Here is a 22,743-nt window from a genome sequence, read left to right as displayed (position 1 = left end):
TTATCAGGGATTTCCCAGGCAATTTCTGGGCCGTTAACAGGCCCAGGCATCAATTGCGAAACAAATGACGTGTCCCGCCCCTGAGTCCGCAGGGGCGGGACACGAACGTTCAACCACCAGCCATGGATTGTTCAGCTTTCCGCCGATGCCGTCACGGTCGGCAGGCTCTGCTGCTCCGCGGCGGCGGTCTTCTTGGCGGCCGATTTGGTCGCCTTCTTGGCGGTCGTCTTCTTCGCCGCGGTGGTCTTCTTGGCCGCCGTCTTCTTCGTGGCGGCCTTCTTCGCCGTGGCCTTCTTGGCGGTCTTGCGGGCCGCCTTCTTGGCCGGGACCTCCGCCGGCTCCTCCCCGGGTGCCGAGACGGCCTCCGCCTCGGGCTCCGGGGAGGCCACCACCACGACCGCGGAGTCGTCCGCACCGGACGGCGAGCCGGCCGGGGCGGTGACCTTGCGGGTCACCCGGCGACGGGCACGCGGCGGAGCAGCGAGGGGGGCCTCCTCGGCCGGCGCCTCCGGAGCCCGGTCGGCAGGCGTCTCTGCGGGGGCCGGGGCCTCGGCTGCCTCGGTCACGATCTCGGCGGCCTCGCTGCCCTTCGGGGAACCGGCCGGAGCCGACGCCTTGCGGGTGGCCCGGCGGCGGGAACGGCCCGCGGGGGCGGGCTCCTCCACCGGGGCGGGCGCGGCCTCGGGCTCACCCGCCGGGGCGGGGGCCGCCGCGGCGGTCTCCTCGTCCCGGACCGGCTCGGCCGGCCTCACCCCGGCCTCGACCGGCTCGGCCTGCTTCGGCGCGCCGGCCGGGGCCGTCGCCTTGCGGGACGCCCGCCGGCGGCCACGGCGGGACGCGGCGGCCTCGGCCTCGGCGGCGCTGCCGTACAGCTCCTCGTCGGGGGCGAAGGCGGGTTCAGGCAGGGCCGACGGCGCCGCGGCCTCCGCCGCGACCTCGGCCTCGGTCTCGGCCTCCTCGGCCTCGCTCGGCGGGGCCTCGGCGCCCGGCGCCTCGACGACCACCTCGTGCTCGTGGACGTGCTCGGCGCCACCGCGGCCGCGCTTCTTCCGCTTGCCGCCACCGCCGCCGACGGCCGACGGCTGCTCCATGTGGACGATCACACCGCGGCCGTTGCAGTGCACGCAGCTCTCGGAGAACGACTCCAGGAGCCCCTGGCCCACCCGCTTGCGGGTCATCTGCACCAGGCCCAGCGAGGTCACCTCGGCCACCTGGTGCTTGGTGCGGTCCCGGCCCAGGCACTCCAGCAGGCGCCGCAGCACCAGGTCTCGGTTGGACTCCAGCACCATGTCGATGAAGTCGATGACGACGATGCCGCCGAGGTCCCGCAGCCGCAGCTGGCGCACGATCTCCTCGGCCGCCTCCAGGTTGTTCCTGGTGACGGTCTCCTCGAGGTTGCCACCCTGGCCGGTGAACTTGCCGGTGTTGACGTCGACCACGACCATCGCCTCGGTCTTGTCGATCACCAGCGAGCCGCCGGACGGCAGCCAGACCTTCCGGTCCAACGCCTTCATCAGCTGCTCGTCGATCCGGTGCACCGCGAAGACGTCGGTCTCGCTGGTCCAGCGCTGCAGCCGGTCCGCCAGGTCGGGCGCCACGTGCGACACATAGCCGTGGATGGTCTCCCACGCCTCGTCGCCGCTCACGACGACCTTGGAGAAGTCCTCGTTGAAGATGTCGCGGACGACCCGGACCGTCATGTCCGGCTCACCGTAGAGAAGGGTCGGGGCGTTGCCGCTCTTCGCCTTCTTCCGGATCTCCTCCCACTGGGCCTGCAGCCGCTCGACGTCACGGCGCAGCTCGTCCTCGCTGGCGCCCTCCGCGGCGGTGCGCACGATGACGCCCGCGTCCTCGGGAACGATCTTCTTGAGGATGGTCTTCAGCCGGGCCCGCTCGGTGTCGGGGAGCTTACGGCTGATGCCCGTCATCGAGCCCTCGGGCACGTACACCAGGTACCGGCCGGGGAGGGAGACCTGGCTGGTCAGCCGGGCGCCCTTGTGGCCGATCGGGTCCTTGGTGACCTGCACCAGAACCGACTGGCCGGACTTCAGCGCGGTCTCGATGCGACGCGGACCGTTGGCGAGGCCGAGCGCCTCGAAGTTCACCTCGCCCGCGTACAGGACCGCGTTGCGGCCCTTGCCGATGTCGACGAAGGCGGCCTCCATCGACGGCAGGACGTTCTGCACCTTGCCCAGGTAGACGTTGCCGACGTACGACGTCGACTGCTCCTTGTTGACGTAGTGCTCGACGAGCACGTTGTCCTCGAGTACGCCGATCTGGGTGCGGTCCCCGTGCTGCCGGACGACCATCACGCGCTCGACGGCCTCGCGGCGCGCCAGGAACTCCGCCTCGGTGATGATCGGCACCCGGCGGCGGCCCTGCTCGCGGCCCTCACGGCGGCGCTGCTTCTTCGCCTCCAGCCGGGTGGAGCCCTTGATCGACTGCACCTCGTCGGCCGGCTCCGCCTTGGGACGCGGCTCACGGATCTTCACGACCGTGCGCTCCGGCTCGTCGCTGGAGGGCTCGGTCTCGGCGGTCTCACCGCTGCGACGGCGGCGACGGCGGCGACGACGGCTGCTGCTGGTGCCGGCGGCGGACGGGGTTGCGGCGTCCTGCTCGTCCTCGTCGCCCTCGGCCTCCGGCTCCTCGTCGGCCCCGGACTCCCCCTCCTCGGCCTCCGGCTCCTCGTCGGTCCCGGACTCGGCGGCCTCGGCGGACTCGCCGCGGCGACGGCGACGGCCGCCACGGCGGCGACGGCGGGAGGGACGGCCCTCGTAGTCGTCGGACTCCTCGGTGTCCTCGGTGTCCTCGGCTGCCGGCTCCTCGGCCTCGACCTCGGCTTCGTCGGCGGGCTCGGTCTCCATGGTCTCGACGGCGAGCGGGGACTCGCCCCGACGGCGACGGCGGCGGCGCGGGGCGGTCTCGGCGGCCGGAGCCTCGGCGGTCTCCTGCTCGTCCTCGTCGGAGGCGGCGGCCTCGGCGGCGGCAGCGGCCGCGGCCGTCTCCGGGGTCTGGAACACCGGCTCGGTGAAGACCGGCGCCTGGAACACCGGCACTGCGGGCCTGCCGGACCGCCGCCCGCGGGCGGCCGACTCAGCCTTCTCCTCGCGCTTCTCGCCCTTCGCGGGCTTCGCGGGCTCGTCCTTCGCGGGCTCGGCGGCGGACTGCGCGGCGGTGGCCCGGCGGCGCCCCCGGCCTCGGGAAGCGGCCTTCTCGGCGGCCTCCAGCTCGGCCTCGTCGGCGGTGATGCGCGCGACGGCGTCCTCGGGCAGGCCCTCGCCCGCCACCGACGTGTCCTCAGCGGCGGCCTCCACCTGCTCCGGCGCACCGGCCGGAGCCGTCGCCCGACGCGTGGCACGACGACGCGTACCGGCGCGCGGCGCCTCCTCCGCGCTCTCCTCCGCAGCCGGCGCCTCCACGGCACCGGCGGCGGTCTCGCCCTGCTCCGGCGCGCCCGCGGCGGCGGTCGCCCGGCGCGTGGCACGACGACGCGTACGAGCGCGCGGCGCCTCCTCCGCGCTCTCCTCGGCAGCCGGCGCCTCGACGGCACCGGCGGCGGTCTCGCCCTGCTCCGGCGCGCCCGCGGGGGCGGTCGCCCGGCGGCGGGTACGGCGCGCGGGCGCCTCGGCGGCGGCCTCGGCGGGCCCGATTTCCGCGGCGGTCTCGCTCACGGCACCTTCCTCGATGTCTTCGTCGGCGGCCACGGCCTCGGCCGTGCGCGCCGGAGCAGGCGAGGTCGCGGGCGCCTCGGCGGAAGCGGGCTCTGCGACGACCTCGGCGGGGGCCGGTGAACCGGCGGGCGCGGTGGCCTTGCGCGTCGCCCGGCGGCGGGTACGCGGCGCGGGCGCCTCCACGGCGGCCTCGGCGGCAGCGGCGGATTCCTCGGCCCGGGCGGCCGGCTCCGGTACGGAAGCGGCGGCCTCGGGAGCCTCGGCGGGGGCCGGTGAACCGGCGGGCGCGGTGGCCTTGCGCGTCGCCCGGCGGCGGGTACGCGGCGCGGGCGCCTCCACGGCGGCCCCGTCCTCCGCGGACGGTATGGCGTCCGAGAGGGACGCGGTCACATCCGCGACGGTCTCGACCTGCGCGGAACCCACGGGCGGGCCCGCCGGCCGCGACGCGGCACGACGGCGGCGCGGGGGCAGCGTGTCACTGGGGGTGGAGTTGTCGTTCTCTTCGGTGTCCCCGGTCATTCCGGGGTCCTTCGGTTCGAGCATGCGGGCGGTTCTCCCGTCACGCCCCCGGGCGCCGAGCCTCGATCCGGTCCGGTGGCACGTCCCGCGTGATGAGTGCGGGGCCTCCGTCCGGGGCGCGGGCGCCGCACGGGAGCTGTATGTCTGGCTCGCCGGTTCCGTACGCGATGTACGCACGGCCTGGCGAAAGTCTCCTGGTCATTGCGCTGCCCGACCCAGGTGGCTCCCGAGTACGAGGGCGGCGCTACAACGACTGCCCCTACGCGGAACCGGTACCAGCGGGCGCCGTCGCGGCGGCTCCGGCGACCCCTGAGCGATCGGCCGGGGCGGCCGTGACTGCCTCGCGGTCGGGCGCGAGCGGGTCGGTCACCGTGCCGGACTCCTCGTCGAAGAGCCCCTGCGCCAGCCTGGTCACCGCTGCGGGGACCGGCGGCGCCAGGTCGGCCACAGCTCGGAGACCGGACAGGACGTCGTCGGGTCGCACGGCAGGTGTCACGTGCCGAACAACCAGCCGCAGTATCGCACAGGGCCCGTCCACGGGCCTATCAGGCTGTGGACAACTCGCCTGGAGGTCGGCCACCGCACCACGGGCGTCGAAGGTCCGCATCCCGTTCTTCGTCTTGCGGCGGACCTCGACGACGTCCGCCGCGAGGAACGCGGCGACCGCCTTCTCGGCCTCCTCCACCGCGACACCGTCCAGCCGCAGCTCCCACACGGACGCCGTCAGCCGGTCGGCCAACCCGGACGTCCGGGCCTCGACGGCATCGACGATGTCGAGCCCGGCGGGCAGCGACTCGTCGAGGAGCTCACGCAGCTTCGCCGGATCACGGTGATCGGTCAGCGCGATCTCGAGGTACTCGGCCTCGGACCCCGTACCCGTGGGGGCGGCGTTGGCGTACGACACCTTCGGGTGCGGGGTGAAGCCCGCCGAGTACGCCATCGGCACCTCGGCGCGGCGCAGCGCACGCTCGAAGGCGCGCTGGAAGTCGCGGTGGCTGGTGAACCGGAGGCGGCCGCGCTTGGTGTAGCGCAGTCGGATGCGCTGCACCGCGGGTGCGGGCGGCGGGCCTTCGGGCTGTCGCTTGCCCAGTGGTTCTTCTCCTCGGTGCGGGGCGGTCGCCTTCCTGCGCCGCCCTTTGTGGCCTTCGGACCCCTTGAGGGCGGCCCGCCCGGTTCACCCCCGCTTGCGCGGGGAGGTCTCGGGCCCGGGCGCCGCGCCGGGGACAGTCGGTGTGTGTTGCGCACCACCCAGGTTACGCGCCCGGACGGGTGCGGGTTCCCACGGCCCGGGCCTCGCGGGCCCGCCCCCCCCGGTACGCCGGGCGTCACGGCGTGCCCGGCGTACGGCGCTCCCGGCCTCCGTGGCCGCCCGCCTCGCCGGGGCCACGGCGTTCGCGTACCACGATCGCACCGGATCCTGAGCGGCACGGCCGGACCGGCCTCGGCGTGCTGCTCGCGCCTCGTCGGACCCACGGCCGAGGGGACGCGACAGCCCGGCCCGGGGTTCTCCCCGGGCCGGGCTGTCACAGCGGTGCTACTTGACCACGGTCAGCGGCAGCAGCTTCTTGCCGGTGGGCCCGATTTGTATGGCCGTGTCCATCTGAGGACACACCCCGCAGTCGAAGCACGGCGTCCAGCGGCAGTCCTCGACCTCCGTCTCGTCCAGCGCGTCCTGCCAGTCCTCCCAGAGCCAGTCCTTGTCGAGACCGGAGTCCAGGTGGTCCCAGGGCAGGACCTCCTCGTAGGCGCGCTCGCGGGTCGTGTACCAGTCGACGTCCACGCCGAACTCGGGGAGCGTCTTGCCCGCGCACTCCATCCAGCGGTCGTAGGAGAAGTGCTCGCGCCAGCCGTCGAAGCGTCCGCCGTCCTCGTAGACGGCGCGGATCACGGCACCGACGCGCCGGTCGCCGCGGGAGAGGAGGCCCTCGACGATTCCGGGCTTGCCGTCGTGGTAGCGGAAGCCGATGGAGCGGCCGTACTTCTTGTCGCCGCGGATCTTGTCGCGGAGCTTCTCCAGGCGGGCGTCGGTCTCCTCTGCGGAGAGCTGGGGGGCCCACTGGAAGGGCGTGTGCGGCTTGGGCACGAAGCCGCCGATGGACACCGTGCAGCGGATGTCGTTGGAACCGGAGACCTCGCGGCCCTTGGCGATGACGTTGACCGCCATGTCGCCGATCTGCAGCACGTCCTCGTCGGTCTCGGTGGGCAGGCCGCACATGAAGTACAGCTTCACCTGGCGCCAGCCGTTGCCGTAGGCGGTGGCGACGGTGCGGATCAGGTCCTCCTCCGACACCATCTTGTTGATGACCTTGCGCATGCGCTCGGAGCCGCCCTCGGGGGCGAACGTCAGACCGGAGCGGCGGCCGTTGCGGGTCAGCTCGTTGGCCAGGTCGACGTTGAACGCGTCGACGCGGGTCGAGGGGAGGGACAGACCGATCTTGTCCTCCTCGTACCGGTCCGCGAGGCCCTTGGCGATGTCGCCGATCTCGCTGTGGTCGGCGGAGGACAGCGACAGCAGGCCGACCTCCTCGAAGCCGGTCGCCTTGAGGCCCTTGTCGACCATCTCGCCGATGCCGGTGATGCTCCGCTCCCGGACGGGGCGCGTGATCATGCCGGCCTGGCAGAAGCGGCAGCCGCGGGTGCAGCCGCGGAAGATCTCGACGGACATGCGCTCGTGGACGGTCTCGGCGAGCGGGACGAGCGGCTGCTTGGGGTAGGGCCACTCGTCGAGGTCCATGACGGTGTGCTTGGACACGCGCCACGGCACGCCGGACTTGTTGGGCACGACGCGGCCGATGCGGCCGTCGGGGAGGTACTCGACGTCGTAGAAGCCCGGGACGTAGACGCCGCCGGTCCTGGCCAGTCGGAACAGCAGTTCCTCGCGGCCGCCGGGGCGCCCCTCGGCCTTCCAGTCCCGGATGATGTCGGTGATCTGCAGGACGGCCTGCTCGCCGTCGCCGATCACGGCGCAGTCGATGAAGTCCGCGATCGGCTCGGGGTTGAAGGCCGCGTGCCCGCCGGCGAGGACGATCGGGTCGTCGATCGTGCGGTCCTTGGCCTCCAGCGGGATGCCGGAGAGGTCGAGGGCCGTGAGCATGTTGGTGTAGCCGAGCTCCGTGGAGAAGCTCAGACCGAGGACGTCGAAGGCCTTGACCGGGCGGTGGCTGTCGACCGTGAACTGGGGGACGCCGTGCTCGCGCATCAGCTCCTCGAGGTCCGGCCAGACGCTGTAGGTGCGCTCGGCGAGAACGCCCGCGCGCTCGTTGAGTACCTCGTAGAGGATCATGACGCCCTGATTGGGCAGTCCGACCTCGTAGGCGTCCGGGTACATCAGCGCCCAGCGCACATCGCAGCTCTCCCACGGCTTGACCGTGGAGTTCAGCTCACCACCGACGTACTGGATGGGCTTCTGCACATGCGGGAGCAGAGCTTCGAGCTGTGGGAAGACCGACTCGGCAGACATCAGGAACCTTCGTGGACGGGCAGGGGCGACTCTCAAGCGTAACCCGACCGGAGGGCGGCCCCGGGCCGTCCGGGGCGCGGTCAGCCCTTGAGCGCCGCGCGGAGCTCGGGCCGGGCGGCCTCCTCCCAGACTTCCGGCAGTTCACGCTCCCGGTCGGCGGCCGCGGCCTCCTCCCGTCCGAACAGCAGTCCCCAGGTGAACGCGGACTCGCCGGCCGCGTGGGACTGGACGGCGAGGTCGCGGAGGGTCTCGCGGGTGACGACGCTGTCCTGGTGGTCGCCGAGGACGGTCTGGACGGCCTTCATGCGCTTGGCGAACCTCTTGGCGGACTTGCCCAGGGCGGGCGTGACGGCCTCGGCCGCGTAGCGGGCCCGCTTGGCGGCCTTGCGGGCGTCGTGCATGGCGAGGTCGCGGTCGTGGCCGGCGGGGAGACCGAGGGCGCGCTCGACACGGCCGGCGAGCCGGTCGTAGTCCTTGAGCACCGCCTTGGGAAGTGCGGCCGCTGGCTTCGCCGTGGCGGTGGGGAGCAACGGTGGTTCGTCGAGGAGTGCGTCGAGGGTGTCGAGGAGGGTGAGGTAGCGCTCGGTGTCGAGCACGGCGACGGAACGGCGGCGGGCGTCGGCGCGGTGGGCGGTGGCCCAGATCCGGAGCCTGCTGCGGACGGGGCCGAGGAGCAGCTGACGGGGCAGTGCGTCGATGCGGTCACGCAGCCGCTCGGCCATGACCTCCTGGTCGCGGGCGGCGCCCAGTTCGCCTGCCAGCCATTTCAGCTCCTCCCCGACCGGGTCGGTGACGGTCCGGTCGATGATCTTCCGGAAGGTCTTGAAGGCGCTGCGCATACGGCGGGTGGCGACCCGCATCTGGTGCACCGCGTCGGGGAGGTCGCGGCGTACGGCCGGGTCGAGGGCGACGAGGGCGTCGCGCTGTTCGCGCAGGTAGGCGAGGACGTGTTCGCCGGCGTGCGCGGGCCCCAGCCGTGCGCCCCGGTGGCGGACGCTCCTGGCGGCCTCGGGGGCCTTGGGGGCGCGTTCGCCTCCTTCGGGGGCGAACGCGTCGGCGTGGCGCGACGACGCCAGTTCCTCGGGGTGGGCGGCGTCGGTGCCGTCGCGGCTTTCCGCGGCGGTGACCGCCTGCCGGGCGGCCGCCGAGGCGGCCTTGGCGCCGGTGGCCGCGGCCGGGTCGGGTTCCGTGTCGGCGAGGGCCCTGGCCAGCTTGGACGGGGCGGACGCGGGCTTGATGCCGGCCTTGCGGAGGCGCTTCTCGACGCGGTCCAGGAGGGCGGGGTCGGCGTCGTCGGCCAGTTCGACCTCGATCTCGGTCCATCCTGCGGTGCCGTTGCCGGGTGTGAGGCGTTCCGCGTGCACGGTGTCGAGGGAGAGCTCGGCGAGGAGCCTGCCCCGGTCGTCGACGAGGTGGCGTACGTCTCGGGAGGACCGCAGACGTACGACGGCGACGAGGGGGGTGTCCCGGGTGCGGGAGCGGACGAGTCCGGCGAGGGTGCGCGGCAGCGAGTCGCGGAGGGGTGCGTGGATCTCCTCGCGGATGCCGGTGGCGACGGGGAACTTCAGATGCCAGCCCTCGTCGGCGCCGCCGGTGCGGCGGCGCAGCGTGATCCTGTCGGCGGCCAGCCGCAGGCCGGGGGTGTCGTAGTAGACGGCGTCGAGCTCGGTCACGCCCTTCTCGACGACGTCCGCGATCCCGGCCGCGCCGGTGAGGTCCGGGACCTCGGTCTCGGATGTGGCTTCGTACTTCCGCTCGATTTCCCGCTTCGTCTCCGCCATGAGTTGAATCTATCCGCCGGGTATTCATCTAGTCGTCCCGGCGGCCGTGGGTCGTGAGGTACGGCCGCCGGTGCGGTCGGTGCGGTGGACCGGGAGGGGCGGAGGAACTCAGGCGGACATCGGGCGTTGCACCTTGATGGACTGCAGGAGTCCGACGGCCACCCACACCGCGAACATCGACGATCCGCCGTAGGAGACGAACGGCAGCGGCAGTCCGGCCACGGGCATGATGCCGAGGGTCATGCCGATGTTCTCGAAGGACTGGAACGCGAACCAGGCGATGATCCCGGCGGCGACGATCGTGCCGTACAGCTCGGTGGTGTCGCGGGCGATGCGGCAGGCGCGCCACAGGACGACGCCGAGCAGGACGATGATGAGGCCCGCTCCGACGAAGCCGAGCTCCTCGCCGGCGACGGTGAAGACGAAGTCGGTCTGCTGTTCGGGCACGAACTGGCCGGTGGTCTGGGAGCCCTTGAACAGGCCCGTGCCGAGCAGCCCGCCGGAGCCGATGGCGATGCGTGCCTGGTTGGTGTTGTAACCGACGCCGGCCGGGTCGAGTTCGGGGTTGGCGAACGCCGCGAAGCGGTTGATCTGGTACTCGTCGAGCAGGCCGAGCACGGTGACGAGGACGGCGCCGCCGATGCCCGCGCCGATCAGTCCGAAGATCCAGCGGTTGGAGGCGCCGGAGGCGAGCAGCACGCCGAGGACGATCACCACCATCACCATGACCGAGCCGAGGTCCGGCATCAGCATCACGATGATCATGGGGAGGACCGCCAGGCCAAGTGACTTGGCGACGGTCCGGTGGTCGGGATGGAGCTGGTCGCCGGCGTCGACCTGGGTCGCCAGCAGTATCGCCATCCCCAGGATGATCGTGATCTTCACGAACTCGGAGGGCTGGAGGGAGAAGCCCCCGCCGAGCACGATCCAGGCGTGGGCGCCGTTGATGGTCGCGCCGAGCGGGGTGAGCACCAGTGCGACCAGCACCAGGGAGATGCCGTACAGCACGGGCACGGCACCACGCAGGGTGCGGTGCCCGAGCCAGACGGTGCCGACCATCAGGGCGAGCCCGATGCCGGTGTTGAGCAGGTGGCGCAGGAAGAAGTAGTACGGGTCGCCGTGGTTGAGCTCGGTGCGGTTGCGGGTCGCGGACCAGACGAGCAGGGAGCCGAGCAGCGACAGGGCGAGCGCCGAGGCGAGCATGGGCCAGTCGAGCCGGCGGACCATCGAGTCGCGGGCGAGGAGCTTGGCGAGGCCACCGCGCTCCGGTGCGTAGCGCGAGACCGAGAAGCCATGGGGTCCGGCCATGCTTCAGTCCCTCCGTCCGGTGGCCGCGGGCGGGCCGGCGAGGGCGGTGTCCTCTTCTTCGGACTCGGGCTTGGCCGGCACGTACGGCGTGATCTTCGGCGCGTCGATGGAGCCGTCGGGCTGGATCTTCGGGAGCGCCTTCTGGGGCTGCGGCAGCAGGGCCTTCTTGAGGTCCTGGTTGCCCTCCATGTCCAGCCCGTAGAGCGCGTTGTAGATGTTGCGCACGGCGGGGCCGGAGGCGCCGGAGCCGGTGCCTCCCTGGGAGATGGTCATGACGATCGAGTAGTCCTTGGTGTACGTGGCGAACCAGGACGTCGTCTGCTTTCCGTGGACCTCGGCCGTGCCGGTCTTGGCGTGCATCGGGATCTTGTCCTGCGGCCAGCCGCCGAACCGCCAGGCGGCGGTACCGCGGGTGGCGACTCCCGCGAGTGCCTCGTTCATCAGCTTGCGCGTCTTGGCGTTCATGGGCAGCTTGCCGTGGGACTTGGGCTTGATCTCGCGGACGCTCTTGCCGTCGGCACTGACGACCGCCTTGCCGACGGTCGGGTTCCACATGGTGCCGCCGTTGGAGATCGCCGCGTAGATGGTGGCCATCTGGATCGGGGTGACGAGGGTGTCGCCCTGGCCGATGGAGTAGTTCACGGAGTCACCGGCGCGCATCAGATTGCCTTCCAGGCAGTTCTCGTACGAGAGCTGCTGGATGTAGTCGCCGCCCTTCTTGCCGATCTTGCACCAGTAGTCCTTGTTGGCCTCCCAGAACTTCTGCTTCCAGCGGCGGTCGGGGACGCGGCCGGTGACCTCGTTGGGGAGGTCGATGCCGGTCTCGGCGCCGAGGCCGAACTGGTGGGCCGTCTTGTAGAACCAGTCCGCCGGGTTCTTCTTCGGCTTGAGGCCGCCGTCCTTCTTCCACTGCTGGTGGGAGAGGGCGTAGTAGACGGTGTCGCAGGAGACCTCGAGGGCCTGGCCGAGGGTGATGCTGCCGTGTCCCTGGGACTCGAAGTTCTTGAAGACCTGGTTGCCGATGGAGTAGGAGCTGGGACAGGGGTAGCGGCCGTTGAAGTCGTAGCCGGCGTTGACCGCCGCCGTGGTGGGGATGACCTTGAAGATGGAGCCGGGGGCGGCCTGGCCCTGGATCGCCCGGTTCAGCAGCGGGAAGTTGGACTTCTTGCCGGTGAGCCTCGCGTAGTCCTTGGCGGAGATGCCGCCGACCCAGGCGTTCGGGTCGTAGGTGGGCAGCGAGGCCATGGCGACCACGCGGCCGGTCTTGGCCTCCATGACGACGACGGCGCCCGAGTCGGCCTTGTAGTTGGTGCCGGTGTTGTCGTCGAAGACCTTGCGGGCTTCCTTCATCGCGTTGTTGAGCTCCCACTCGGCGACCGCCTGGACGCGGGCGTCGATGGAGGTGACGACGTTGGCGCCGGGCTCGGCCTTGTCGGCCTGGGCCAGGCCGATGACCCGGCCGAGCTTGTCGACCTCGTAGCGGGTGACGCCGGCCTTGCCGCGCAGGTCCTTGTCGTACGTGCGCTCGAGTCCGGAGCGGCCGACCTGGTCGGAGCGCAGGAACGGCGAGTCGGTGTCCTTGGCCTTCTCGATCTCCTCGTCGGTGACGGGCGAGAGGTAGCCGAGGACCTGAGCGGTGTTGGCCTTGCCGGGCGCGACGTAACGGCGCACGGCCATCGGCTCCGCGGTGATGCCGGGGAAGTCCTCGGCGCGTTCGCGGATCTGCAGGGCCTGCTGGGTGGTGGCCTCGTCGGTGACGGGGATGGGCTGGTACGGGGAGCCGTTCCAGCACGGCTGGGGGGTCTCGGCGTCGCAGAGCCGGACCTTGTCCATGACGTCCTTCGGCTTCATGCCGAGGACGGCCGCGAGCCGGGTGAGCACCCCCTTGCCGTCGTCCTTCATCTTCATCAGGTCGGTGCGGGACGCGGAGACGACGAGCCGGGTCTCGTTGTCGGCCAGGGGCACGCCCCTGGCGTCCAGGATCGAGCCGCGGACGGCGGGCTGGACGACCTGCTGGACGTGGTTGCTCCTGGCCTCGTTCGTGTACTCGTCGCCGTTGCGGATCTGCAGGTACCAGAGGCGCCCGCCGAGCGTGGCGAACAGGGAGAAGACGAGGACCTGGATGACGATGAGCCGGATCTGGACGCGGGGGGTCCGTCCGGTCTCGGGAATGTTGCTCACGCTGCCGATACCCCCTCGGTCACAGTCGCTTGACTCCCCTGATGCGGCCGGCGCGGGAGGCCCGCGTCCTGGCCGCCTTGATCCGCAGCCCGCCGCGCTGGCGGCCGATGCGCAGTCCCGTACCGGAGGTGGCCCAGCCGCTGGAGACGTCGCTGGTGCCGGCCGGGGACTCGGCGAGCGGATCGTTCTCGGCGCGTCTGGCGAGCGCCATGATCAGCGGCACGGTGAACGGCGCGAGGAGCAGGTCGTACAGGGCCGCCGTGAACAGCAGTGAGCCGAGGCCGACATGGCGCGCGGCGGTGTCGCCGACGAGCGCGCCGACGCCGGCGTACAGCAGGGTCGACCCGACGGCCGCCGCCACGACCACGACCATCGGGCCGGTGGCGGAGGTCAGCCGGCCGTTCTCGGGCCGGGCCAGTCCGACGAGGTAGCCGATGGCGCAGAGCACGAGGGCGTAGCGCCCGGCGGCGTGGTCGGCGGGCGGGGCGAGGTCGGCGAGGAGTCCCGCGCCGAAGCCGATGAGGGCGCCACTGGTGTGGCCGTAGACGAGCGCGAGCGCGACGACGGTGAGCAGCAGCAGATCGGGGACGGCTCCGGGGAGCTGGAGCCGGGCGAGGACGGTGACCTGGACGACGAGCGCCACCACGACGAGCGTCGCGGAGAGGAGCGTCCGGTTGAAGCGCATGGTGTTCAGCTCCTCCTGCTACTCGTCGTCGCGGCCGGTGACGGCCTCGGTGCTGTCGGCCTGCGGGGTTGCCCCGCCCGGGTCCCGCTCCTCCGAGCCCTGGCTCCGTGCCCGGGTGTCGCCGTCGGCGGAGGGGGTGACCGTGACGGTCACCGTCGGCGTGGGAGTCGGCTTGGGCTTGGGAGGCAGGACCATGTCGCGCGGGTCGGTGCGGGGTGCCTGGACGACCACCCCGACGATGTCGAGCTTGGTGAAGGCGGCGTACGGCCGCACGAAGACGTTGCGGGTCAGGGCGCCGCCGGAGGGATCGACGCGGACGACCTCGCCCACCGGCACGCCGGGCACGAAGGGCTTGTCGGCCTGCGAGCCGAAGGTGACCAGCCGGTCGCCCTTGCGCACCTTCGCCTTGCCGTTGAGCAGTTGCACGGACAGCGGCCGGTCGCCCTGGCCGGTGGCGAAGCCCAGTTCGTCGGTCCGCTCCATCCGGGTGCCGACGGTGAAGTCCGGGTCGTTGGCGAGGAGCACGGTCGCGGTGTTGGGGCCGACGGTGGTCACCCGGCCGACGAGGCCGTCGCCGTTGAGGACGGTCATGTCGCGCTGGATGCCGTCCGCGGAGCCGGCGTCGATGGTGACCGTCCAGGAGAAGCCCTGGGCGGCTCCTATGGCGATGACCTCGGCGCCCTTGATGCCGTACTGCCCGTTGGCCGCCTTCTTCAGCATGCTGTCGAGCTGGCGGACCCTGCTGCGGTTGCGGTCGTCGCTGCCGAGTCTCGCCTTGAGGGCGGCGTTCTCGCGCTCGAGGACGGAGATGCGGTCGTGCCGCTCGCCCGAGTCGCGGATCGCTCCTATGGCATTGCCCACGGGATCGACGGCGGAGGCCACGCCGTTCTCGACCGGTCCGAAGACGGCGGCGGCGGCCTGCCGGGCGCCGTCGACCGGTGACTCCTCGCCGCCGCGGATGTCCACCGTGATCAGTGCGAACGCGATGGCGATCAGCAGGACCAGGAGCAGCCGGCTCTCTTTCGTGTCCCTCACGTGCGGCGGCCGTGCCTTCCTCGTCGGAATGTGAATGCCGAGCTCTGTGGTGCGTGTTGTGTTCGTCGTGCCGTGTGCTGTTGTACGAACGACCGGCCGAACGGGTCCGCCTGACCCGAACGGCCGATCGTGGGTCCCGCGCTAGCGGCGGGGCTGGGCGTCCAGCACCTGCTGGAGCGCCTCGAACTCCTCGACGCACTTGCCCGAGCCGAGGGCCACCGAGTCCAGCGGGTCCTCGGCGATGTGGATGGGCATGCCCGTCTCGCTGCGCAGCCGCTCGTCGAGACCGCGCAGCAGCGCGCCGCCGCCGGTGAGGACGATGCCGCGGTCCATGACGTCGCCGGACAGCTCCGGCGGGCACTTGTCGAGCGTGGTCTTCACGGCGTCGACGATCGCGTTGACCGGCTCCTCGATGGCCTTGCGGACCTCGGCCGCGGAGATGACGACGGTCTTGGGCAGACCGGAGACCAGGTCGCGGCCGCGGATCTCGGTGTGCTCGTCCTTGTCCAGGTCGAACGCCGAACCGATGGTGATCTTGATGCTCTCCGCGGTCCGCTCACCCAGGAGGAGGCTGTACTCCTTCTTGACGTGCTGGATGATCGCGTTGTCCAGCTCGTCCCCGGCCACCCGGATGGACTGTGCCGTGACGATTCCTCCGAGGGAGATCACGGCGACCTCGGTGGTGCCGCCGCCGATGTCCACCACCATGTTGCCGGTGGCCTCGTGGACCGGGAGGCCCGCGCCGATCGCGGCCGCCATCGGCTCCTCGATGATGTGCACCTGCCGGGCACCGGCCTGGGTGGAGGCCTCGATCACCGCGCGGCGCTCGACTCCGGTGATGCCGGAGGGCACGCAGACCACGATGCGGGGACGGGCCGCCCACCGGCGCTTGTGGATCTTGAGGATGAAGTAGCGGAGCATCCGCTCGGTGATCTCGAAGTCGGCGATCACGCCGTCCTTCAGCGGGCGGACCGCGACGATGTTGCCGGGCGTGCGCCCGATCATCTTCTTGGCCTCGGCCCCCACGGCGAGGATGCCGCCGGTGTTGGTGTTGATGGCGACCACGGACGGCTCGTTGAGGACGATCCCCCGACCCCTGACGTACACCAGCGTGTTGGCGGTCCCGAGGTCGACAGCCATGTCACGGCCGATGAACGACATAGAGTTCCCCTTGTGTCCCATGAGGATGCGTCGGGCCTTCCCAAATCGAGCTTTGATGGCTTTTCAGGCAGGCGAGGAGGGTGATGCGCGGGTGCTGTGGCGTGAAGGCTTCCATCGTAGTGCCGCCTGCGCCGACTCCGCGCGCTGGGCCCCGCCTCAATAAGGGTGACGACGAGTCGGAGCGATGCGTTCCCTGTATCGCGCCACGTATGCCGAAGGGCGACCGAAATTCCTTCGGTCGCCCCAGGGTCCGGGCGCTGTACGGCTGACTGCCGGTCAGCGAGAACCCGGCGGTGAACCGGGGGACGAGGCGGGCCTCAGCGTCCCGGGAAGAAGATCTTCAGCTCACGGGCGGCGGACTCCTCGGAATCCGAGGCGTGGATCAGGTTCTCCCGGACGATCGTGCCGTAGTCGCCGCGGATGGAACCGGGCGCGGCCGCGATCGGGTCGGTCGGACCGGCCAGGGCACGCACGCCCTCGATGACCCGCTCGCCCTCGACGACCAGGGCGACGACCGGACCGGAGGACATGAAGGCGACCAGCGGCTCGTAGAACGGCTTGCCCCGGTGCTCGCCGTAGTGCTGCTCCAGGGTGTCCTGGTCCAGCTCGCGCAGCTCCAGCGCGGTGATCTGCCAGCCCGCCTTCCGCTCGATACGGCCGATGATCTCGCCGATCAGGCCGCGGCGTACGGCGTCGGGCTTGAGCAGAACGAGCGTGCGCTGGCTCACTGGGGCTCCTTCGAGTGCGGGTCCCGGGATTTCCTGGATGAGGGAGTCCGGAGGATGAACGGTCTGGCTGGTGCCTCAGAGGCTACAGGGCCCCCTCAGGCACCCGTCACACAGCGTCAGGCTCTGCCGAACCCGCCCCGGCCTGCTGTTCCGCCCAGCGGGCCTTGGCCTCGTCCACCTTGCGGCCGTAGTGCACCGAGGCCCACCACAGGCCTGCGAAGACCGCACCCAGGGCGAACATCATCGGAACCACGAAGCCACTGGCGACCAGGCCGATCTGCAGCGCCCAGCCGAGCTGCACCCCACCGGGGCGGGTGACCGTCCCGCACAGCAGCAGCGACAGCACCATCGCGACGCCGCTCACCGTCCACACGGCGGCCAGGGACAGATCCGGGTCCTTCATCGCCACCAGACCGGCGAAACCGATCACGAAGAACTCGCCGATCAGTGTGGACGCGCAGAGCGTACGCATGGCCTCAGTCCCTTCCCAGCAGCAGCCGGGCCTCGCCGACCGTGATCACGGAGCCGGTCACCAGGACCCCCGCGCCCGAGTACTCCGCCTCCTCCTCGGCGAGGGTGATCGCCGCTTCCAGCGCGTCGTCGAGCCGCGGCTCCACGACCACCCGCTCGTCCCCGAACACCTCCACGGCGATCGCCGCCAGCTCGTCGGCGTCCATCGCCCGGTGGCTGGAGTTCCGCGTGACGACGATCTCGGTGAAGATCGGTTCGAAGGCCTCCAGGACCGCCTTCACGTCCTTGTCGGCGCTCGCGCCCACCACGCCGACCAGCCGCGAGAAACCGAACGACTCCGTGATGCCCTCGGCGGCGGCCCCGCGCGCCCGCCGGGTTGTGCGCGGCGTCCAGGACGACGGTCGGGCTGCGGCGCACGACCTCCAGCCGGCCCGGCGACACCACGGAGGCGAACGCGGACCGGACGGTCTCCGCGTCCAGCGTCCGCGCGTGCTCCGCGCCGATGCCGAAGAACGCCTCCACCGCGGCCAGCGCCACCGCCGCGTTGTGCGCCTGGTGGGCGCCGTGCAGCGGCAGGAAGATCTCCTCGTACTCGCCGCCGAGACCGCGCAGCGTCAGCAGCTGCCCGCCGACCGCGACCTCCCGCGACGCGACACCGAACTCCATGCCCTCACGGGCCACCGTGGCATCCACCTCGACGGCCCGCTTCAGCATCACCTGCGCGGCGTCCACGGGCTGCTGCGCCAGGATGACCGTCGCGCCCTGCTTGATGATCCCCGCCTTCTCGCCGGCGATCGCGGCCGGTGTGGCGCCGAGCCGGTCCGTGTGGTCCAGGTCTATGGGGGTGACCACGGCGACGGAACCGTCGATGACGTTCGTCGCGTCCCAGCTGCCGCCCATGCCGACCTCGACGACCGCCACGTCCACCGGCGCGTCGGCGAACGCGGCGTACGCCATGCCGGTGAGCACCTCGAAGAAGGAGAGACGGTACTCCTGCGCGGCGTCGACCATGTCCACGTAAGGCTTGACGTCCCGGTACGTGGCGATGAAGCGCTCGGCGTCGATCGGGGCGCCGTCCAGGCTGATCCGCTCGGTGACCGACTGGACGTGGGGCGAGGTGTACCGTCCGGTGCGCAGCTCGAAGGCGCCGAGCAGCGCCTCGATCATGCGCGCCGTGGACGTCTTGCCGTTGGTGCCCGTGATGTGGATCGACGGATACGCGCGCTGCGGCTCGCCCAGCACGTCCATCAGCGCGGTGATCCGGCTGACGGAGGGCTCCAGCTTGGTCTCGCCCCAGCGACCCGAGAGCTCCTGCTCGACCTCGCGGAGCGCCTTGTCCACCTCCGGGTCGGCGGGCCGCCTCGGCACCTGCTCTCCCTGCGGCAGCCCGGCCTGGGTGCGCAGCGTACGGCTGCCAGCCTCGATCACCGCCAGATCGGGGTCGCGGTCGGTCTCGGCGTCGACGATCGCGTCGAACTCGTCGCCGGCTTCGTCGAAGGGCTCTGGCTGCTGGTCGCTCACGCCTGACAGTCTACGGAGCGCCGCCGACACCGGGACCCAGGGCCCGGCCCGTGCGGGCCGGGCGCCCGCCTGCCCTTCCCGCCGCGCGCCACCGGCCCCGTCGGCGCGGCGCCCGCACGCGGTGCGGGCGTCCCGCGCGGATCCGCGTCCCGGACCCGGGTTCTACGGCCGCCCCGAGTGAACGGCGTCTGCGGCCGCTCGTTCGGAGGCGCCAGGCTGCGCGGCGGGGCCGGGACGGCGAACAGGTGCGACAAGCCCTCCATCCGTCCAAGGTCCGCGGCGGTGTGGGCCCCGACGCCGAGGCCCCCGATTCCGGGTACGGTCCGGCTGACGCCGGGGGCCTCGTGCGTTTCGGCGGTTCAGCCCTGCGGCAGGTTCGCCAGCTGGGCTCCGATGCGCTCGATGTCGTCCTCGGCCTTGGCCAGCCGGCCGCGGATCTTGTCCACGACGTTGTCCGGCGCCTTGGCGAGGAACGCCTCGTTGCCGAGCTTCGCGGTGGCCTGCGCCTTCTCCTTCTCGGCGGCGGCGAGGTCCTTGGCGAGGCGTTTGCGCTCCGCGTCCACGTCGATCACGCCGGACAGGTCCAGCGCGACCTCGGCGCCCGCGACCGGGAGCGTGGCCGTGGCGTGGAAGGAGTCGCCCTCCGGCTGCAGCCGGAGCAGCTGCCGGATCGCGCCCTCGTGCGGGGCGAGTGCGGTGCCGTCGAGCGCCAGCCGGGCCGGGACCTTCTGGCCGGGCTGCAGACCCTGGTCGGAGCGGAACCGGCGGACCTCGGTGACGACGCGCTGGACGAGCTCGATCTCCCGCTCGGCGGCGACGTCGCGGAAGCCGCCCGGGGCCTCGGCGCCGGGAACGGACACGGCCCCGGGCCAGTCGGCGACGACGACCGACTCGCCGCCCGTGAGCGTCGTCCACAGCGTCTCGGTGACGAACGGCACCACCGGGTGCAGCAGGCGCAGCGTCACGTCGAGGACCTCGCCCAGAACGCGGGCGGAGACCTTCGCGGGCTCGCCGCCGCCCATGAACGTGGTCTTGGAGAGCTCGACGTACCAGTCGAAGACCTCGTCCCAGGCGAAGTGGAAGAGGGTGTCCGACAGCTTCGCGAACTGGTAGTCCTCGTAGTACGCGTCGACCTCTGCGACCACCGAGTTCAACCGCGAGAGGATCCAGCGGTCCGTCGCCGACATCTGCTCGGACGCCGGCATCGGGCCCTCGACCGTGGCGCCGTTCATCAGCGCGAAACGGGTCGCGTTCCAGATCTTGTTGGCGAAGTTGCGCGAGCCCTGGACCCAGTCCTCGCCGATCGGGACGTCGACACCGGGGTTGGCGCCGCGCGCCAGCGTGAAACGCAGCGCGTCGGAGCCGTACTTGTCCATCCAGTCCAGCGGGTTGACCGCGTTGCCGAAGGACTTCGACATCTTCTTGCCGAACTGGTCGCGGACCATGCCGTGCAGGGCGATGGTGTGGAACGGCGGGGTGCCGTCCATCGCGTAGAGGCCGAACATCATCATCCGGGCGACCCAGAAGAAGAGGATGTCGTAGCCGGTGACCAGGACGGAGTTCGGGTAGAACTTCGCGAGGCTCTCGGTCCGCTCCGGCCAGCCCAGCGTGGAGAAGGGCCACAGGCCGGAGGAGAACCAGGTGTCGAGGACGTCGGTCTCCTGGTGCCAGCCCTCGCCGGACGGGGGCTCCTCGTCGGGGCCGACACAGACGACCTCGCCGTCCGGGCCGTACCAGACCGGGATGCGGTGGCCCCACCACAGCTGGCGCGAGATGCACCAGTCGTGGAGGTTGTCGACCCAGTCGAAGTACCGCTTCTCCATCTCCTGCGGGTGGATCCTGACCCTGCCGTCGCGGACGGCGTCCCCGGCGGCCTTCGCCAGCGGGCCGACCTTGACCCACCACTGCATGGACAGCCGCGGCTCGATGGTGGTCTTGCAGCGCGAGCAGTGGCCGACGGAGTGGACGTACGGGCGCTTCTCCGCGACGATCCGGCCCTCGGCGCGCAGTGCGCCGACGATGGCGGAGCGGGCCTCCAGGCGGTCCAGGCCCTGGAAGGGTCCGTGTGCGGTGATGACCGCGCGCTCGTCCATGACCGCGAGGTTCGGCAGGTCGTGGCGCCGGCCGATCTCGAAGTCGTTCGGGTCGTGGGCGGGCGTCACCTTGACCGCGCCGGTGCCGAACTCCGGGTCGACGTGCTCGTCGGCGACGACGGGGATGCGGCGGCCGGTGAGCGGCAGTTCGATCTCGCGGCCGACGAGGTGCCTGTAGCGCTCGTCCTCGGGGTGGACCGCGACGGCGGTGTCCCCGAGCATCGTCTCGGCGCGGGTGGTCGCGACGACGATGGACTCGTCGCCCTCGCCGTACCGGATCGAGACCAGCTCGCCGTCGTCGTCCTGGTACTCCACCTCGATGTCGGAGATGGCCGTCAGACAGCGGGGGCACCAGTTGATGATGCGCTCGGCGCGGTAGACCAGCTCGTCGTCGTGGAGCCGCTTGAAGATGGTCTGGACGGCCCGGGACAGCCCCTCGTCCATGGTGAAGCGCTCACGGGACCAGGCGACGCCGTCGCCGAGGCGCCTCATCTGGCCGGAGATCTGCCCGCCGGACTCGCCCTTCCACTGCCAGACGCGCTCGACGAACGCCTCGCGGCCGAGGTCGTGCCGGGACTTGCCCTCCTTGGCGAGCTCGCGCTCGACGACGTTCTGCGTGGCGATGCCGGCGTGGTCCATGCCGGGCTGCCACAGCGTCTCGAAGCCCTGCATGCGCTTGCGGCGGGTGAGGGCGTCGATCAGCGTGTGCTCGAAGGCGTGGCCCAGGTGGAGGCTGCCCGTGACGTTCGGCGGTGGGATGACGATGGTGTACGGAGGCTTGTCGCTCTTCGCGTCCGCCTCGAAGTAACCGCGCTCTACCCAGCGCTCGTACAGCTTCCCCTCTACCTCGGCCGGCGCGTACTGGGTCGGCAGTTCGGGGGGGCTGGCTGGCTGCTGCTGAGTGTTCTCGGTCACGGGCCACAGTTTAGAGGTGTCACGGTCCCGTTCTGAAACGGGAATGTTCGGTAACGGTGTGGGTCCCGGTGCCATGGGGCCGGTGGGATTCCGCCAGGATGTTCGGAACGCATTGAGCATCTGGAGGGGAACCCAGAAATGAGCTACAACCAGCCGGGCCCGTACGGCGGTCAGCCCCCGCAGCCCGGCCCGTACGGCCAGCCGGGTCCTTACGGCCAGCCGCCGCAGGGCCCGGGGGGAGCCCCGCAGCCCGGGTACGGCTACCCCCAGCAGACTCCGCAGGGTGTCCCCCCGCAGCAGCCCGGCTACGGCTACCCCCAGGCCCCGCAGCCCGGGCCGTACGGCCAGCCGCCCCTGGGGGCACCTCCGGGGCCGCAGGGCCCAGGAGGTCATCCCCCGTACGGCGCGGGCCCCGGCGCCTACCCGCCCCCGCCGCCGTCCCAGCCGGGCGGCAAGAAGAACGGCCTGGTCATCGGTGGTGTCGTCGTGGCACTCGCGGTGATCGCGGGAGGTGTTTGGTGGTTCACGTCGGGCGCGGGCGGTTCGGACGTCGCGGCCGACACCAAGGGCTACAAGCTGACGCCGGCGGCGTCGGTCGGCGAGTTCAAGAAGGACAAGGACAGCCCGGAGAAGCTCTCCGCGAAGGAGAAGGCGGAGGCCGAGACGCTCCTCGGCATCAAGGACGCCCAGCAGGCGGGCGCCAGCTACAAGGCCGGTGACCCCGGCCAGCCGATGAAGGGCAAGGCGATGAGCCTGACCGGTCTCTGGGGCGAGATCGACGACCCGGAGAAGGCCCTGGACGGCTGGTTCAAGAAGCTGGAGGAGGGTGACGAGGACGGATCCGACGACGTGAAGGTCGAGTTCGTCGGCGAACCCTCCGCCGTGGAACCGGCGGGGTTCGAAGGCGCCCTCATGAAGTGCCGGACCGCCAGGCTCACCCCCACCGGCGACACGTCGTCGGCGGGCGTCGGCGCCAAGACGTTCGAGGTGCCCATGTGCGCGTGGGCGGACTTCAGCACGATCGCCGGCGTGAACGTCATCGATCTGTCGCAGATCCTGGGCGCCGGGGGCAAGGCCGTGCCGCAGAACGAGGTCGCCGACCTCACCGCGAAGCTGTACAACGGCTCCCGCAGCAAGGTCTGATCCCCTGCAACGGGCAACGCACAAGGGCGCCTGCCCGGTTCGGAGGAACCGGGCAGGCGCCCTTCGTGTGT

At 71.5% G+C, this 22,743-nt stretch carries 13 protein-coding genes and 1 pseudogene; 1 reads left to right on the top strand and 13 read right to left on the bottom strand.

All coding sequences use genetic code 11. From position 1 onward, the window contains the following. Nucleotides 1–131 precede the first annotated feature (131 nt). The 13 genes and pseudogenes from O7595_RS22230 to O7595_RS22170 all read right to left on the bottom strand — a co-directional run bounded on the left by O7595_RS22230 (nt 132) and on the right by O7595_RS22170 (nt 21,529). Nucleotides 132–4,214 (bottom strand): Rne/Rng family ribonuclease, encoded by a 4,083-nt coding sequence (locus O7595_RS22230; protein ID WP_269730397.1) that lies wholly within the window; start codon nt 4,212–4,214, stop codon nt 132–134. 235 nt (nt 4,215–4,449) lie between these two features. Next, on the bottom strand, nt 4,450–5,238 hold the full coding sequence (locus tag O7595_RS22225; RefSeq protein ID WP_269730396.1) for a TIGR03936 family radical SAM-associated protein: 789 nt from the start codon (nt 5,236–5,238) through the stop codon (nt 4,450–4,452). A 486-nt stretch (nt 5,239–5,724) separates the two neighbouring features. Then, nucleotides 5,725–7,650 carry a TIGR03960 family B12-binding radical SAM protein gene (locus O7595_RS22220; RefSeq protein WP_269730395.1) on the bottom strand — a complete coding sequence of 642 codons (1,926 nt, stop codon included), beginning with the start codon at nt 7,648–7,650 and terminating at the stop codon, nt 5,725–5,727. A gap of 80 nt (nt 7,651–7,730) precedes the next feature. Next, on the bottom strand, nt 7,731–9,431 hold the full coding sequence (locus O7595_RS22215; protein ID WP_269730394.1) for a CYTH and CHAD domain-containing protein: 1,701 nt from the start codon (nt 9,429–9,431) through the stop codon (nt 7,731–7,733). Nucleotides 9,432–9,539: 108 nt separating this feature from the next. Continuing rightward, nucleotides 9,540–10,739 carry a rod shape-determining protein RodA gene (rodA, locus tag O7595_RS22210; protein WP_269730393.1) on the bottom strand — a complete coding sequence of 400 codons (1,200 nt, stop codon included), beginning with the start codon at nt 10,737–10,739 and terminating at the stop codon, nt 9,540–9,542. Nucleotides 10,740–10,742: 3 nt separating this feature from the next. Next, nucleotides 10,743–12,920 carry a penicillin-binding protein 2 gene (gene mrdA, locus O7595_RS22205; RefSeq protein WP_269730392.1) on the bottom strand — a complete coding sequence of 726 codons (2,178 nt, stop codon included), beginning with the start codon at nt 12,918–12,920 and terminating at the stop codon, nt 10,743–10,745. Nucleotides 12,921–12,939: 19 nt separating this feature from the next. Further along, on the bottom strand, nt 12,940–13,605 hold the full coding sequence (gene mreD / locus O7595_RS22200; RefSeq protein ID WP_269730391.1) for a rod shape-determining protein MreD: 666 nt from the start codon (nt 13,603–13,605) through the stop codon (nt 12,940–12,942). A gap of 18 nt (nt 13,606–13,623) precedes the next feature. Continuing rightward, entirely contained in the window at nt 13,624–14,640 is a 1,017-nt protein-coding gene (gene mreC / locus O7595_RS22195; RefSeq protein ID WP_269730390.1) for a rod shape-determining protein MreC, read from the bottom strand. A 141-nt stretch (nt 14,641–14,781) separates the two neighbouring features. Then, nucleotides 14,782–15,801, bottom strand: coding sequence for a rod shape-determining protein (locus tag O7595_RS22190; protein WP_017944902.1), 1,020 nt, complete (start codon nt 15,799–15,801; stop codon nt 14,782–14,784). 317 nt (nt 15,802–16,118) lie between these two features. Further along, a complete protein-coding gene (gene ndk, locus O7595_RS22185) occupies nt 16,119–16,529 on the bottom strand; it encodes a nucleoside-diphosphate kinase (RefSeq protein ID WP_269730389.1) in 411 nt (136 codons plus the stop codon). Nucleotides 16,530–16,635: 106 nt separating this feature from the next. Further along, the gene (locus O7595_RS22180) at nt 16,636–17,001 is read right to left on the bottom strand and encodes a DUF4233 domain-containing protein (RefSeq protein ID WP_269730388.1); all 366 of its coding nucleotides are present in this window, start codon (nt 16,999–17,001) and stop codon (nt 16,636–16,638) included. Between the two features lie 4 nt (nt 17,002–17,005). Further along, nucleotides 17,006–18,521, bottom strand: a pseudogene (gene folC / locus O7595_RS22175) (bifunctional tetrahydrofolate synthase/dihydrofolate synthase). Nucleotides 18,522–18,880: 359 nt separating this feature from the next. Further along, complete coding sequence (locus tag O7595_RS22170) at nt 18,881–21,529, bottom strand: valine--tRNA ligase (RefSeq protein ID WP_269730387.1); 2,649 nt, start codon at nt 21,527–21,529, stop codon at nt 18,881–18,883. A 138-nt stretch (nt 21,530–21,667) separates the two neighbouring features. On the opposite strand from O7595_RS22170, the gene O7595_RS22165 reads away from it, so the two are divergent. Further along, entirely contained in the window at nt 21,668–22,672 is a 1,005-nt protein-coding gene (locus tag O7595_RS22165; protein ID WP_269730386.1) for a hypothetical protein, read from the top strand. The last annotated feature ends 71 nt before the right edge of the window (nt 22,673–22,743 follow it).

The sequence above is a fragment of the Streptomyces sp. WMMC940 genome (genome assembly GCF_027460265.1).
Taxonomy (GTDB): Bacteria; Actinomycetota; Actinomycetes; order Streptomycetales; family Streptomycetaceae; genus Streptomyces.
Note: the sequence above shows the minus strand (reverse complement) of the source record. Positions and strands in the feature narration are given on the sequence as shown.